This is a genomic window from Bacillus sp. DHT2 (assembly GCF_026241455.1).
Taxonomy (GTDB): Bacteria; Bacillota; Bacilli; order Bacillales; family Bacillaceae_G; genus Bacillus_A; species Bacillus_A pseudomycoides.
Map to the genome: position 1 here is coordinate 569,007 of NZ_JAPHWH010000001.1, position 14,160 is coordinate 583,166.

Below are 14,160 nucleotides of genomic sequence, written 5' to 3' on the forward strand. Positions count from 1 at the left end.
TTCGAAAGGAGTATCCATATTGAACAAACTATCTTTAAAACCCATTGACAAAAGTAATTGGGAAGAGGCTATAAAATTATCAGTAAAAGAAGAACAACGCACATTTATCGCCTCCAATCTTTATTCTATTGCAGAGGTTCAATTTTTAGATAATTTCTATGCAAATGGTGTATATCTTGATAATAAGCTAATAGGATTTGCGATGTTTGGAATAGACTCTGATGATAATAATTATTGGATTTATAGACTAATGATTGATAAAGAGTACCAGGGACAAGGTATAGGTATACAGGCTATATTTCTCATTATTGAAAAGATAAGAAGTATTAATGATAAAAATATTCCTCTAATCATGATTGGATATAATCCTAAAAATCTTTCAGCAAAAATTGCTTATAGGAAAGCTGGATTTGTTGAAACTGAAGTATCATCTTGGGGTGAACAATTGGCGAAGTTCACCTTATAGGGGCACTATACATGCCCATTAACTTAAGAAATTGGTTGTTCCCCAAAAGGAAAAAACGAGCTAAATTCTCATAAATACTTAACTATAGAGAAGTGAATTTTTTGTTTAGGGGGTGCTTCAAAATATTAGCTTGATGGTAAATAAATTTTGACTAAATTGATAATTGTAATTCTAGGCGCTGCCTGAGTTTAACTTAAAGAAAGTAGCCATGCTCGTTTCATATGATGATAATACATTTATAGTGGTCTTTGATGACGAGGTGCAAATAGCTGCTCAAGGTAGAACGGCTTTGGAGCTTTACTTGCTAAACATCTTCTTAGTTATCAAAATATCATTGAAAGCTATATGAGAGTCCAAAGAGAGTTTAGCAAGTAAAATAACTTAATTAATATTATCAAGAGCTGAATTCTCAACACACCTTATAACCAAGTCTTCAACATATTAGACATATATAATATGTTGAAGACTTTCTCATTTTATAATAAAATATCGTCGGAATATTCGTATTATTTTTAGGTTTTTTTATCTTTTTTACGAATAATAAATTAAGGCAGGATATAGTATTAAATGGTATTAACAAAATATGCAAACGGGGGTATTTATGAAAAAACTAAAATTTTTATGTTCGGGGATTATAGCTAGTATAACTTTAACAACATGTTTAAGTATTAATTCTGTATATGCAACCTCTGATGAAAAAAATTCTCTTACTCAATCTAAAAGCTCTCCTAACATTCCATACTCTATTCAAGATCCAAACAATACAGAAGATCCTTCGGGTTATTGGACAAAAGAAAAAATGCAGAATGCAATCCCAGCAGATGAAATCAAGACTAATGAAAAAACTACTCCAAAAAAACAGGAAGCTCCCTCAACAGAAAAACCTAGTAATATTTCTGATCCAGTTCCGCCTAATACTAGTGGTGGAATTAAAGCACTAAATGTTGTTGTTCCATCTACAGCAGGCAAAGTATTTTTTTCATATAGCGGAAGGGACTATGTTTGTTCTGCTTCTGCTACTAATAATGATTATAAAAACCTTGTCATAACAGCGGGTCATTGTGTACATGGAGGTAAGGGGAAAGGATGGCACTCAAATATTGCATTTGCTCCAGCATATAATAATGGTTCCACACCGTATGGGATTTGGAATTGGAAAGATGCTCGTACATTTAATTCTTGGATAAACGATAGTGATTTTAGCCATGATCAAGCGTTTTTTACTGTTTATCCTAGAAGTGGAAACAATTTAATAAATACTGTCGGAGGAAATGGACTTTCAACTGGATATGGTACTAATCAACCGAGTGTTCGTATTTGGGGTTGGCCCGCTGAAAATCCATACAATGGACAATTACCTTATTATTGTGGCGGATCAACAAGTAGTGCGGGATTGTTTAGTAGTGATGCCAAGATGAGTTGCGGTATGAATGGGGGAGCGAGTGGCGGACCTTGGTTAAGAGCGATAATCAATGAAAACCTTGGTTATGTTTTTGCAGTGACATCCCGACGTTCAACTTCAGGAACACCAACTTTGTATGCTACTCCTAATTCTAAGGATGTAAAAACAATGTTTGATCAAATGAAATAAGTGAATCTGATATGATTCTTTATTCTCAGTATAAAGTACACAATTCGAAAGAGAACACGTATTACATTACGGCAAGTAATGAGTATGTAAACGTGCATTGATATACGAAAAAGAAACCGGCTCGGTAATCGGAGTCGGTTTACGTATTTAGTAGGTATTAAATAGGAACAGGCGGAAAAATCACACCCGTAAATCCACGATTTCTAACTTGAGCGTTTACCACATGAAAATAATTCCCTGTATTCGCTACAATTCGGTAATGTATTGGATCGGTTGGGACTATTGAGACTGGCGGCACATCTACCCATGTAAACGTAGAATTAAAGGTATAGAGTGTCTGTTCCCCAGTAATTCCATAGTTTCCGGATACAAGTGTATCTGTCAGCAACGTATTATTACGGAATAATTGATGTGTGATGGCATTCACGCTAAAAAAGCATCATCGCTTGGTTCGGAAAGAATTTCTGTCCCGATTGTTGCATTTAGTTGAACTTGAGTGGTTCCTCCTGTTACTGCTTGGGCAGGAACTGTGAACTCCATAATTGGAATATTATTTGTATTCGCTGGAAGGTCAACAGGATCTGGATTTGGTGGTAGTGGAGTGGAAAATAAGAGGGGAGTTGTAGCGGTAGATGGCGCTGAGCCTGGAAAAGGGACGGAAACCGAACCAGGTACAGGACAAGAAATAGCGGAATGACTACAGTCTCTTCCGTTATTCAAGCTCATGAATAATCACACTCCTTTATGTATACTTCGGTGTAATCGGAGAAGAATTACACTTACATAGTAACGGTATAGATTTCAGTCGTATATCCGAAAAACATATTCCGACAGAAACTTCTATCGCTAAGAGTCAAATACTATTACGTGATTATTCGATAGATGAAATTCCGATAATTTTGCTAGGGCATACAGAAGAAGTCTGCTATCGATTAAGGATGCAAAAGAAACTTGCTAGAACCATCCATCTTTCAATTGGTAGTAGTAAGGGTTACGATGGGGGATTTCGAAAGACACACACGTTTAATCGGCCGACCAATTTAACGGTGGATATCTATCATGTTTGTACATATTATTTACACACTCTATACACGGGCGAGCCAATTCGAACAGTTAGTATTTCATTAACGAATTTAGTAGCCGAAGGAGAAGAGCAGATTTCGTTGTTTGATAATGTAATACAACGAGAAAAAGAAATGAGATTAACTCGGGTTATGGACGAAATCAGAACACGATTCAGTAAGAATAGCATATTATGGGGCGTTTCCTATATGAAAAATGCAACCGCAAGATATAGAAATACATTATTAGGGGGACATAAGTCATGAATAACGCAAACAACGCAAAGATGCCGAAGGGGAGAGGAATGGTGAAATGGCAGCCATTCGCATCTATGCCGGAACAATTCGCCGGTATCAGATCTATCATTAAGGAGAATGCGAAAGTGCCACGCCCTATCGTGACGCAAGACAAAAAGGAACGAATTGAAAGCCATCTACTAACTTCGTTACTAACCGAAGAGGAGATACTAATTACATACTACGAGGATGGTTACATACTTTCGGGTTATATGACTGTTGTCGATATCGATCCTTTAAAAAAGAGCGTTATATGTACGGACGCTTTTCATTATAAGAATACGTTTAAATTTATCGACATTATTAACGCTGAGTAGGCGGTATGTAACTATATTAAACGAAACTTCACATGTCCTTTACACTACGTTAATATCTAACTGTTGAAATTTTACATGAGGTAACAAACTAACGTAAAAGGGGTCTTGCTAATGGGACAGGTACAGTCGAACTTATACGAAATATAAATGTCAGGCGGTCAGGAGTTAATGTGGTATAACGTAGAGGTAAAGCGAGGGAAGCATGTGTGCGAATTTGAAATCTACAGGACAAGCGACACCATTTCGGTGTTTTACGTAGATCAATCCGGCAGAATTTATTTTTAGTTAAAATTATTCTATTTAAATCTAATATTCCCTGTTAAGTCATTAATTTTTTTACAACAAAATACAAAACTGCAAGAGCCATTGCGGTAATAGCAAAATATAAGATATGAGTAAGTGGTGAAAAAAGGAACCTATGTAGGTTCCTTTTTGTTATTTGTCACAAGCTAATCCGTCACCATCTCTATCTAACTTAGAGGAATAAGCAGGGTGATCTCTTGTGATATTTGAGAATCCAGCTGCTTTGGCCTCTTTACAGCTTTTAAAATTGTAGTTTCCTTGAGGGAGATTATTGTTTGGTTGTTGCTGTACACTTTGTTTTTGTTGAGCTTGCTGCTTTTGTAATTCTTCTTGTTTCTTTTGCTCTTCTTGCTGCTTTTGTAATTCTTCTTGTTTCTTTTGCTCTTCTTGTTGCTTCTGTAATTCTTCTTGTTTCTTTTGCTCTTCTTGTTGTTTTTGTAATTCTTCTTGTTTACGCTGCTCGTTAAGTTTCTGTTGTTCGTTATCTCTTTTATTAGCATCTGTATCTACAACTTTTGTTGTTGAGGCTGCTTTATTTTCATTTTTATTATCTACCATTCCGCTAATTCCAGCTGTGAGAATAAATAAATATATAATACATGCTATAACTATTTTCCATTTTGTATTAGAACGGAAACCAAGAATTTTCCTGTACCATTTACGACGTACCTTATGTATTTCAATAGATGTATTATTTTCGATAAAGCGCTCGATGTCTTTTCCTTGTTCCGTTGGGATAAAACGAAATGGTGTTCCTAATCCATTAAACTCGAATACGGATTTAATAGCAAAGTGATCTACTAGAACAGTGGAATAATCAATAAAGTAGTATTTAGCAATGCTGACAACATCATTTGCAACTTTATTGTACTTGAATAATTGAATATGGTCAGTTGCTACAGCAGCATAACCAGTTTGCATACTTTCTAAGTTGGTAGAAACGATAATGGGTGTAATTCCATACTCTTTTTGATACTTTTTAGCAATTGCTTGTTTAGCAAGAGTAGATTCATTAGGCTTTTTCTTTTTCTTACTCATTATTTAGATCTCCTCTCAAATTTTACATAATAACCATTGTATATATTATCAAAATGTAAGATTAATGTATATTCCGAGTACAAGTATAACAGATTTACAAGGAATATATTATGAAAAGAATGTTTAATATATTCTGTTTGTAAGAAAATAAAAAGAGACGCCTATTCATCGTTTTCATCTACTAATGCTATTGACACTCCCACCTTTAAAGGGAGGCTGTCGCACTGTAGTGGGCTTTCACGTTCGGAACATCTGTAATGTTCAACTAATCAACCATTTTTCCAAATGTTTTCGTGGAGTATTTGCCCTTTGGTTTTGGTGCAAGAAATCTCTAAAACTTTGACATACTGATACTATCAATCTTAAAACAGCACCCTCTATATTGAGCGGTGTTGAAGCCATGCATATGATAAAAAAGGGACAGATTGATTTACGGAATCAGTCTGCCCAAAATCAGAAAGAGTTCATACACCAAGTGTTTGGACTTATAGCATAAAATACGATTTCACTAGGAATCTACTATTATTCGCGTTCTTCTTCATATATTTGCACCAGAACAGAATTATTGAATGAAAATAGAGTTGTTCCGTAATCGGACCAGATTATGTAATTAGAATATGATTAATAGAGAAGCAGGATGTTTTATAATAGTGTAGAATGTTCTTCAGAGTAAGCTCTGTAAGGTGATTAACGAAATGGTAATACATATGTTTACATTTACAATTAAATTTTTCAATAAGTTTAATATTTTACTGTAGAATGCTTATCTTGAATCTTCGAGAAAGGAATGCCTATATATGTCTAAAATGGTTAATATGCTTTCTATATTATGGCTCCTCAAAACGAGAAGCCAAATGACTGCTAAGGAGTTAGCAGAGGAATTAGAAATCAGTATCCGTACGGTGTACCGCTATATTGATGCTCTGTGTGCAAGTGGAGTACCAATTATTTCAGATGCAGGACATAATGGTGGGTACAGGTTACTGAATGAGTTTAAGAAGGCACCTTTGATTTTTAATCTGGATGAGCAGAAAGCGCTTATTCATGCTGCAAAATTTGCAATAGATGCAGGGTATCCCTTTAGTGAAGCGTTAGATGAAGCAATTTCTAAATTGAAAATGTATACAAACGAGGAACAATTGAATCATATTAATCGTCATTTAAGAGGGTTTGAAGTTATCCATCCTACTGTCGAACCGCCTTTGAAATCTATTCTTCAAGAGTTAGAAATTTCTGTTGCCGAAAGTTATAGGGTATTTATTATTTATCATAAAGGTGGGGAAATCGAACCACAATCACGCCATATTGATCCTTATGGTCTTGTTTATTGGAAAGGTAAGTGGTACACGGTGGCTTATTGCCATCTGCGTAAAGAAATTCGAAGTTTTCGAATCAATCGTATTCAATCATTATCCAGAACAGGTGAAAAATTTGACCGACCCTTGGGATTTTCAGCACGTTCTTTCTTTCTAAAAGACCTTTTACCTGATTCAAACCAACTTGAAAAACTCATTTCTGTCCGTATCAAAGGCAAGACACATGCGCTTGATGATTTATGTCAGCAGAGGTTATTTAGTCATGCTTTACAAGAGATAATTTATCTAAGTTAGAGCCTACATTAGCAGAATTACGTCAGACTGTAGACTATAAAACAACATTAAATCGTATAGTTGGAGTTGCGTTTAATAATATTAGTGAGATGCATAGTGCGATTGATAAAGCTATTAATGATCTTACTTATATGTCCGCGCAATGGCACGATTTAGATTCTAAATATTCGGGAGTAATGGGACATATTGATAATGCAGCTCAAAAAGCTGATCAAAATAAATTTAAATTCTTAATACCTAACTTGAATGCAGCTAAAGACAGTTGGAAAAGATTAAGAACAGATGTGGTCACATTAAAAGAAGGGATAAAAGAATTAAAAGTGCAACCCGTCACTCCGTAAAAATAAGGCATGTGCTTATTTTCTTACTACTAGTAATGGAATTTATGTAAATTACCAAAGAAACATCTTTATTTAATGAGAATGTATAGCTACTCCATTTGTAATATTATTGCAATAATTGTAATGATAATTCTGAAAAATCGAAATCAAATTCCAATTCTAAGGGTATTTCTAATTGTTTGATTGGATTTTCAGAAAGAGTAAGGTAAATACTTTTAAAATAATATAAAAGGAAAATTAGGTGCATTTATGCGTGTTAAATTAGCATAAATAGGCATATGTAGAGAGTTCAAACTTATTTGAATTTAAAGTATTGTTAACCCCGATGAAACACGAAACATTCTAATTGTTAGTACAATTAGAATATAAGATTTAATTGGAAAGAAGGGGTTATTATGAAAAAAACAATTAGTAGTTATGAAGATTTATTGGATATGTTAGATTCGTTATTGCGTGAACCAACTCAATTTTGGGATGATTTTTATTCTAATCGTGAAAAAGGAGTTCCCTTTTTTACTAATAAACCAGATGAGAACTTAGTTAATTATTTCGAGAAAAAATTACTTAATCCAGGAAAAGTTCTTGAACTCGGATGCGGTCCAGGCAGGAATGCAATTTACTTTGCTGAAAAAGGATGCTTAGTTGATGCAGTAGATCTATCGCAGGAATCAATTCAATGGGCAACCGAACGGGCAAAAGAAAAAAATGTAAATATAAATTTTATTTATAACAATATCTTTGACTTACAAATTGAAGAGGGTACATACGATATTGTGTATGATTCAGGATGCTTTCATCATATTGCTCCACACAGAAGAATGAGTTATATAAATTTGGTGAAAAAGGCTTTAAAACCAGGTGGTTATTTTGCAATCACTTGTTTTGTTCAAGGTGGAGAATTAGGTGGAGCAGACATAACAGATTGGGAAGTATACAAACTGCAAAGTCTTAAAGGTGGATTAGGTTTTACAGATAAAAAACTTAGAGCCATCTTTAAAGACTTTTCTGAAGTAGAAATACGTAGAATGAAAGAGATAAAACAATCGAATAAAGTATTTGGTGTCTCTGGACTTTGGACAGCCTTATTCACGAAAAATTCCACTGAATAGTAAAAAATGTTTTCTAAAGAATTTATATCCGTTATTTAAAAATTCGCATTTTACAATGTCCACAAAAGAGTGTTATGGGGTATAATTAATATAATCTTTCAGATGAGGTGAAGAAGATGACCTTCCGTATGGTTCGAAGTAACTAGTTTTCGGGCTGGAAAAAACGCATACCAGCCATCAAGGGAGAAGTCTGTCCTTTTTCGGAAATGAAAACTATACGTCGCGGTAGTTACCGTTATCATCAAACGAGGGTACGGGATTGTTTGATTAACAAGTCTCAGAACCTTAGTTTTTACACTCTTTTGGAAGGTGGATATACAATATGAATGAATTAGATTACAAAAGCCGATTTCCATAGTTTAGGAGAACGGCTTTTTTCGTGGGCATTTTAAAATCTGAGGTTGATGGGCATTGGTGTTACCCCGTAACGAGCGGGAAAATCCTCTTAATGTTTCTATAAAGTAGGGAAGAAGGAGATTGACTATGATTACAAAGGTAATGGAAAAAAGTGAATGGGAAGTAGCAAAAGCAAAAGGAAACATAATGGAAGCTTCACTGATGCAAGAAGGGTTTATTCATTGTTCTTTTTTAGATCAATCTCTTCAAGTGGCAGAAAAGCATTTTAGTACTGAAAGGGAGTTAGTATTACTTGTAATTAATCCGTCGTTAGTTGAGGCGGAGATAAAATATGAATTGGCTTCTAATGGTCAAAACTATCCACATATATACGGAACCGTAAATGCTAATGCTGTTGTGAAAGTAGTAGAACTTCAGAAAGAAAATGGCGGCTATGTTTTACCAGTAGAGTTGGAACAAAAATAGTAGAATGCATTTGTTAACCTCATAAAAGGATTTTTGATTCGTATTATCGAAATACTGAAAGGGATAAAAACGAAATCGAGAAGAGGCGTACAAATGGAGGAAGTAATCAAGAAAATAAAGGAGATAAAATCAGGTCAAGTAGGTATAGTTGCTTATTCGGCAGAAAGCCCAAATATTGTCGCTTTATATAATGATGATATATTGGTTCCACTAGCGTCTGCCGCAAAGGCTGCAATTGGATTTGCTGTAGCTAAAATGGTTGAAGAGAATCAAGTTCGCTGGAGTGATGAAATCGAAAATATCGAATTTAATCCGAAAGAAGATAGTAAAGAAATATACCCACATTTACAAAGAAGAACCGTATTAACACTCAAAGATGCTGTAGAAGTAATGATTGCATGTCATGACAATTGTATTGTACAATCTGTTGTCAACTTTTGCGGTGGATGGGAAGAAGTAAATAGGAGAATTCAATGTTCTTTTTCAAAGATTTATATTACGAAAGACCCAAGGAATATGAAAAATGTTGGGAAATTAAAACAAGTTCTTAAACTTTTAATTCGTATATTCCAAGGATATGAATTGAATCCGGTGCTATGGGAACCAATTATAAATGGAATGGTGAGACAACAAGGACAATATGAAGGAATACCAGGGTACCACTTAGCCCATATGACAGGTGGGTTACCTACAGCTGTTATAAATATCGGTATACTAGGAACGTTTTATGAAAAACCATTGCTTTATGTGATTGGCGGAATGGAGTTACCAAATCGTTATGAAAATCAAGAAGCTGATATGAAAATAAAAGAAACATTGCAATGTTTGTATAAAGAGTATACAGAATGCTATATATAGTGATGAGAAAGGAGAATAGACTTGAAAATTATACAACAAAATAACTCAAAAGATAGCGAATATATTAAAAATAAAGTAATCCAATACAATATGTCTGTACTATCAGATGAAGTAAAAAGCCCATTAGAACATGTAAGTTTTCTATTAAAAGACGATGTTGGCAAAATATTTGGGGGCATAACAGGCACAATATATTTCTATCACCTTCATATTGATTTTTTATGGGTGGATGAGTCAGTACGTCATGAAGGATATGGTAGTCAACTATTAAATGAAGTCGAAGAAATTGCCAAAGAGAAAAACTGTAGACTTATATTACTTGATTCATTTAGTTTTCAGGCACCTGAATTTTACAAGAAACATGGTTACAGAGAGTTTGGCGTAGTGGAAGATCATCCTAAAGGGTATAGTCAGCATTTTTTAGAGAAACGTTTATAAGGATAATATAATAATGTTATGTAAATTAATTTTCGGGATATATAATCATGCATTGTAACCAGTTAAGCAATTAAGAGCAGATAAGAGGAGAAAAAGAAATGGAATCAACACGTACATACTGTCTTTCAAAAAAGCAACTGAAACTAACTCTTCTTTGCGGACAAGAGTGATGGAAAGTACATAATATAGTCAATATGATGAAGACCAATAGGAGACAGACCATGAAAGAGAACGAATTGTATGTTTATCACATTGTTACTAGGAAAAAAATGATTCTTGGGCAGATAATTAACTTTGACAAGAACAAAAACAATACCTTATATCGCTTCTTTTTTGAGAGAGAACAATTGAATTCTAAAGGCGAAGACTGTATTCAGATTTTACAAGATCATTATACAAATGAAGGCTTGAACATGAATAAAGAAAATGCCGAAGTAGCTATAAAGTATGTAGACCAAACAATCAGAGCTATTAGAGAAGTAATAGTAGAAATGGTTAGACTACAAGAATATCCTGAATATCCTTCAAGATTGTCTTGCTTATACGCTGCGAAAAGCTATGAAGATGCTTTGAAATGGAAAGAATTATTTGATTCTTATAATCGGAAAGTTTTGCAGATTGTTAAACTTCGAGTTATTGGGAATTCTTTTGAGGGGGATGGAAACCTTTTACCAAAGGAAGATGGTGTTCCTTTCTCTCGAAAAATTGAACAAGCTAAAGAATATTGGAAGGGTAATGTAAAAAACGAGCTTCCAGAGCTTTTGATTAACGGAAAAATTGAAGTGGTAGAAATTATTGATGATTTCTCAGCTTAAATTCTAGGAAAGTTGTATAGTCTAATAATAAGAGAATGAAAGGAAGAGAAACATTATGTCAAAGCTACTACATGAATTATCTAAACTGGATAGTGAGGTTCTACGTCCTGAAGTATTAGATTATTTAAAAGTTACTTCAGGTAAAATGGTTGCTTGTGATCCTCTTATTTTTAATAAAAATTCTTTTGAGCAAACAATTCAACCAGGCACATATCCAATTGTTGCTTGGTTGAACGAGGAAGATGGTGTAATTGCTGGTGCTGAATTGAAAGTATCAGAAGCAAAAGTGACAGAATGGAAGATGGCAATAAAGCCAGGACAGAATGTAAGTGAACTAAAGGAAGGATATATTTTTGGGTATCCAGTTGATACGGGACTAGGGTGTTTTGCAGATGTGGAAGCAATTGATAAGTTAGAAGAAATAGAAAATAGATTACAACAAGAGCTAGGAGAAGAATTCATTAGTTTGTATGATGATTTGATAGACGACGTACTAACAGAACATGAAGATGAGTGGGGAAATTGTGTAGTATGTGAGGAAACAGGAAGTAATATTATTATGTTCCGATCAGGTTATGGTGATGGTTTTTATCCTTCTTATTGGGGATTTGATGAGAATGGGAAAATTGTTTCGCTTGTTACTGATTTTCAAGTGTTATATGAGGAATAAATGAATGATGATATAAGAACCAAGGATGTGACTAGTGAAGGGGAGAGTGCATGGAAATCAGAAAGGCACATTTAGATGATGTACATGATTTAACTTCATTTAACTTCATTAATGGGACACCTTGGCTATCCAACAACTATAGAAAAAATGAAAGTAAGACTTCAAAATATTTTTTCTCACCCAGATTACTATACGTTGGTAGCAGAAGAAAATGAGCGTGTTATTGGAATGATTGGCTTATGTACAGGCATACTTTACACTGAAGATGGAATTACGCTCGCATTATTGCATTAGTAGTAGATGAAGAGTTTCGAAATCAAGGAATAGGAAAAAGTTTAATAGAAGCAGCAGAGAAATGGGCGATGGAACAAGGGATAGATTCGATTTGCTTAAATAGTGGGAATCGTGAGGAAAGACACCATGCGCACCAATTTTATAAATGTATGGGATATGTTGAAAAAGTAAAGGGTTTGTAAAACGTTTTGTGTAATAAGAAAGGACTTCATAATGAGTTATAAACGAAATAGGTTGCTGTATGCAATCTTGACAATAATAGTAGTTATTTTAGGATTGGCATCAAGGAAATTTGCTTATGCTTTACCTAATCTATTAAATGCATATTTAGGGGATGCACTGTGGGCTCTCATGATTTTTATTGGATTTGGATTCCTTTTTCATAAAATGAAGATTAAAAAGATCGCGTTTTTAAGTTTACTATTTTGTTATGGTATTGAAATCAGTCAATTATATCATGCGGATTGGATAGATAATATTCGTGCAACGACTTTAGGGGGACTTGTATTAGGGTATGGTTTTTTGTGGAGTGATTTATTAGCTTATACAATTGGAGTTGGAATGGGTATGCTGTGTGAATTAATGTTTCGAAAAGTATAAAAGGCTTCGGATTTCATAAAGGGGTATATGTACAATGGAACACATATTAGATATTACAAATTTTTGGTTTCAAGACGAGCAAGTAACAACAGAAGCAATCCAACCGAAAGTAACAAAGATTATAAGGAATAAGCAAAATTATATATTAAAAGAAAAAGGTTCGATAAAGCAGTTGTTGGCTGAAACAAATGTATTAAATCAACTTGCACAAAAAGGAATTAGAATACAAAGGCTTTTGAAGACGAGAGGCAACGAAAGCTATATTTTACAAGATGATAAATATATTGTATGTATGAGTATGTAGAGGGAAATGTTGTAGAGGTAAAACTTGTTGAAAATCTTAAAGTGTTAAGTAATACTATTGGAAGTGAAGTTGCTAAGTTACATCAGGCACTTTGTTCCACAAATCATGTAGACGAATTTGTGGAACGTAATGTGTACAATGTAATTTATGATTGGGCCACACCTGTTTTGAAAAGCAGTGAGCAAGTTCATCCTGAGCTCATTCAAACTATGAACCAGCTGCAAAAAGATTTTAAAGACTCCATTACGCTGTTACCAAGGCAACTCATTCATCGAGATATGCATTTATCTAACTTAATCTTTAAGGAAGATGAGTTTCAAGGATTTATAGATTTTGAACTTGTAGAAATAAATGTGAGAGTGTTTGATTTGTGCTACTGTTTCACTAGTATTTTAAGCGAAGTATTTTGTGATGAACAATTAAGAAGGGACTGGTTATATATTGTTCGAAATATTTTTGAGGGATACCATAAACAGAATCCTTTATCAGAAGCAGAAATTCAGGCGATTTGGTATGTAATGCTAGGTATTCAAGTCATCTTCATTACTTATTTTGTTCAATCAGCAGAATTATTAAAGTTAAATGAAGAAATGTTCTTTTGGATTTTAACAAATAAAGAGGCGATTGAAGAAACAATAAAGGGAGTAGAGATAGTTTAAGAGACGACAATGTATAGATGAAAGAATTGATAGAGTATTTTATAAATGAATCGTTTTAAAATCCCCTTTATATAGTGCAGAAAGGGGATTTTACTTTATTATTTACTAACTTCTTTAATCGATAAATCCTTTGTCATAAGAATATGCGGAATACCGTCTTCCATAAATACGTCTGAAGAAGTATGATAGCCTAGTTTGTTATAAAACCCTTCTGCATGTGTTTGCCCATGTAATTTAACTTTGGATATTTCTTTTTCTCTAGCAATCTCTTCTAATGTTTGAATAATTACTTTGCCTAAACCATGTTTTCGATAAGGTTGTAATATGCAGATTCTTTCTAGTTTACCAATGTTATCGACGAATCTTATGCGTCCAGTCCCTACAGGTATTTCATTAAAATAAACTAAAATATGATGACATACATCATTTAATTTATCGAATGTATCAAATTCATCTTCCAGAGGAACACCTTGTTCTTTGACAAACACTTCTTTTCGAATTTGAAAGGCAGTTTCTAAGTCAGTTATTTCTTTTATTTGTTTTGATTTCAACTTATTCAGTCCTTTC

The 14,160-nt window shown here is 33.9% G+C and carries 16 protein-coding genes and 5 pseudogenes; 17 read left to right on the plus strand and 4 right to left on the minus strand.

Translation table 11 applies throughout. The features are described 5' to 3' along the window. Window positions 1–19 precede the first annotated feature (19 nt). Together ORL93_RS03130 and ORL93_RS03140 are read left to right on the plus strand one after the other, a co-directional pair. Window positions 20–466, plus strand: coding sequence for a GNAT family N-acetyltransferase (locus ORL93_RS03130; RefSeq protein WP_098160274.1), 447 nt, complete (start codon window positions 20–22; stop codon window positions 464–466). 601 nt (window positions 467–1,067) lie between these two features. After that, window positions 1,068–2,057: a trypsin-like serine peptidase gene (locus tag ORL93_RS03140; RefSeq protein ID WP_098160275.1), complete on the plus strand. Its 990-nt coding sequence runs from the start codon at window positions 1,068–1,070 to the stop codon at window positions 2,055–2,057. A gap of 157 nt (window positions 2,058–2,214) precedes the next feature. Here the strand turns inward: ORL93_RS03140 and ORL93_RS03150 are convergent, their stop codons facing one another. Together ORL93_RS03150 and ORL93_RS03155 are read right to left on the minus strand one after the other, a co-directional pair. Further along, window positions 2,215–2,484, minus strand: a complete 270-nt coding sequence (locus tag ORL93_RS03150; RefSeq protein ID WP_257130800.1) for a hypothetical protein — start codon at window positions 2,482–2,484, stop codon at window positions 2,215–2,217. Further along, window positions 2,481–2,783 (minus strand): hypothetical protein, encoded by a 303-nt coding sequence (locus ORL93_RS03155; RefSeq protein ID WP_141550047.1) that lies wholly within the window; start codon window positions 2,781–2,783, stop codon window positions 2,481–2,483. Before ORL93_RS03155 ends, ORL93_RS03150 begins: the two co-directional genes overlap by 4 nt. 26 nt (window positions 2,784–2,809) lie before the next feature. Between ORL93_RS03155 and ORL93_RS03160 the strand changes: the two are divergent. Next, window positions 2,810–3,385: pseudogene (locus ORL93_RS03160) on the plus strand (DinB/UmuC family translesion DNA polymerase); the annotation flags it as partial. Continuing rightward, window positions 3,382–3,732, plus strand: a complete 351-nt coding sequence (locus ORL93_RS03165; protein WP_257130801.1) for a YolD-like family protein — start codon at window positions 3,382–3,384, stop codon at window positions 3,730–3,732. The pseudogene ORL93_RS03160 and the gene ORL93_RS03165, both read left to right, overlap by 4 nt. 435 nt (window positions 3,733–4,167) lie before the next feature. Here ORL93_RS03165 and ORL93_RS03170 read toward each other — a convergent pair whose 3' ends face one another. Beyond that, window positions 4,168–5,073: an excalibur calcium-binding domain-containing protein gene (locus tag ORL93_RS03170; RefSeq protein ID WP_098160277.1), complete on the minus strand. Its 906-nt coding sequence runs from the start codon at window positions 5,071–5,073 to the stop codon at window positions 4,168–4,170. Between the two features lie 367 nt (window positions 5,074–5,440). On the opposite strand from ORL93_RS03170, the pseudogene ORL93_RS03175 reads away from it, so the two are divergent. The 13 genes and pseudogenes from ORL93_RS03175 to ORL93_RS03235 form a co-directional block, all read left to right on the plus strand. After that, window positions 5,441–5,569, plus strand: a pseudogene (locus ORL93_RS03175) (IS6 family transposase); the annotation flags it as partial. A 301-nt stretch (window positions 5,570–5,870) separates the two neighbouring features. Then, window positions 5,871–6,665, plus strand: a pseudogene (locus ORL93_RS03180) (helix-turn-helix transcriptional regulator); the annotation flags it as partial. Then, a pseudogene (locus tag ORL93_RS03185) lies at window positions 6,662–7,024 on the plus strand (hemolysin); the annotation flags it as partial. The pseudogenes ORL93_RS03180 and ORL93_RS03185, both read left to right, overlap by 4 nt. 395 nt (window positions 7,025–7,419) lie before the next feature. Next, on the plus strand, window positions 7,420–8,133 hold the full coding sequence (locus ORL93_RS03190) for a class I SAM-dependent methyltransferase (protein WP_265958601.1): 714 nt from the start codon (window positions 7,420–7,422) through the stop codon (window positions 8,131–8,133). 483 nt (window positions 8,134–8,616) lie between these two features. Next, window positions 8,617–8,955, plus strand: coding sequence for a DUF952 domain-containing protein (locus ORL93_RS03195; protein WP_098160280.1), 339 nt, complete (start codon window positions 8,617–8,619; stop codon window positions 8,953–8,955). Window positions 8,956–9,048: 93 nt separating this feature from the next. After that, window positions 9,049–9,813, plus strand: coding sequence for a serine hydrolase (locus tag ORL93_RS03200; protein ID WP_265958602.1), 765 nt, complete (start codon window positions 9,049–9,051; stop codon window positions 9,811–9,813). A gap of 90 nt (window positions 9,814–9,903) precedes the next feature. Continuing rightward, the gene (locus ORL93_RS03205) at window positions 9,904–10,251 is read left to right on the plus strand and encodes a GNAT family N-acetyltransferase (RefSeq protein ID WP_255262450.1); all 348 of its coding nucleotides are present in this window, start codon (window positions 9,904–9,906) and stop codon (window positions 10,249–10,251) included. Window positions 10,252–10,472: 221 nt separating this feature from the next. Beyond that, complete coding sequence (locus tag ORL93_RS03210; RefSeq protein WP_018780609.1) at window positions 10,473–11,066, plus strand: DUF2441 domain-containing protein; 594 nt, start codon at window positions 10,473–10,475, stop codon at window positions 11,064–11,066. Between the two features lie 55 nt (window positions 11,067–11,121). Further along, window positions 11,122–11,736, plus strand: a complete 615-nt coding sequence (locus tag ORL93_RS03215) for a DUF4241 domain-containing protein (RefSeq protein WP_097793726.1) — start codon at window positions 11,122–11,124, stop codon at window positions 11,734–11,736. Window positions 11,737–11,883: 147 nt separating this feature from the next. Next, window positions 11,884–12,030 (plus strand): hypothetical protein, encoded by a 147-nt coding sequence (locus tag ORL93_RS03220; protein ID WP_255262442.1) that lies wholly within the window; start codon window positions 11,884–11,886, stop codon window positions 12,028–12,030. A 29-nt stretch (window positions 12,031–12,059) separates the two neighbouring features. Continuing rightward, window positions 12,060–12,212, plus strand: coding sequence for a GNAT family N-acetyltransferase (locus ORL93_RS03225; protein ID WP_255262449.1), 153 nt, complete (start codon window positions 12,060–12,062; stop codon window positions 12,210–12,212). Window positions 12,213–12,243: 31 nt separating this feature from the next. After that, entirely contained in the window at window positions 12,244–12,630 is a 387-nt protein-coding gene (locus tag ORL93_RS03230) for a ribosomal maturation YjgA family protein (RefSeq protein WP_097793727.1), read from the plus strand. 34 nt (window positions 12,631–12,664) lie between these two features. Beyond that, window positions 12,665–13,593, plus strand: a pseudogene (locus ORL93_RS03235) (phosphotransferase enzyme family protein). Window positions 13,594–13,691: 98 nt separating this feature from the next. On the opposite strand, the gene ORL93_RS03240 reads toward ORL93_RS03235, so the two are convergent. Further along, a complete protein-coding gene (locus ORL93_RS03240) occupies window positions 13,692–14,144 on the minus strand; it encodes a GNAT family N-acetyltransferase (protein WP_003204617.1) in 453 nt (150 codons plus the stop codon). Between the last annotated feature and the right edge of the window lie 16 nt (window positions 14,145–14,160).

What these genes read in the sequence shown, in the direction of transcription:
- ORL93_RS03230 (WP_097793727.1), top strand. Translation starts at nt 12,244, where the DNA reads ATGAGTTATAAACGAAATAGGTTGCTGTATGCAATCTTGACAATAATA.
- ORL93_RS03195 (WP_098160280.1), top strand. Translation starts at nt 8,617, where the DNA reads ATGATTACAAAGGTAATGGAAAAAAGTGAATGGGAAGTAGCAAAAGCA.
- ORL93_RS03190 (WP_265958601.1), top strand. Translation starts at nt 7,420, where the DNA reads ATGAAAAAAACAATTAGTAGTTATGAAGATTTATTGGATATGTTAGAT.
- ORL93_RS03140 (WP_098160275.1), top strand. Translation starts at nt 1,068, where the DNA reads ATGAAAAAACTAAAATTTTTATGTTCGGGGATTATAGCTAGTATAACT.
- ORL93_RS03200 (WP_265958602.1), top strand. Translation starts at nt 9,049, where the DNA reads ATGGAGGAAGTAATCAAGAAAATAAAGGAGATAAAATCAGGTCAAGTA.
- ORL93_RS03170 (WP_098160277.1), bottom strand. Translation starts at nt 5,073, where the DNA reads ATGAGTAAGAAAAAGAAAAAGCCTAATGAATCTACTCTTGCTAAACAA.
- ORL93_RS03215 (WP_097793726.1), top strand. Translation starts at nt 11,122, where the DNA reads ATGTCAAAGCTACTACATGAATTATCTAAACTGGATAGTGAGGTTCTA.
- ORL93_RS03155 (WP_141550047.1), bottom strand. Translation starts at nt 2,783, where the DNA reads ATGAGCTTGAATAACGGAAGAGACTGTAGTCATTCCGCTATTTCTTGT.
- ORL93_RS03220 (WP_255262442.1), top strand. Translation starts at nt 11,884, where the DNA reads ATGAAAGTAAGACTTCAAAATATTTTTTCTCACCCAGATTACTATACG.
- ORL93_RS03210 (WP_018780609.1), top strand. Translation starts at nt 10,473, where the DNA reads ATGAAAGAGAACGAATTGTATGTTTATCACATTGTTACTAGGAAAAAA.
- ORL93_RS03165 (WP_257130801.1), top strand. Translation starts at nt 3,382, where the DNA reads ATGAATAACGCAAACAACGCAAAGATGCCGAAGGGGAGAGGAATGGTG.
- ORL93_RS03205 (WP_255262450.1), top strand. Translation starts at nt 9,904, where the DNA reads ATGTCTGTACTATCAGATGAAGTAAAAAGCCCATTAGAACATGTAAGT.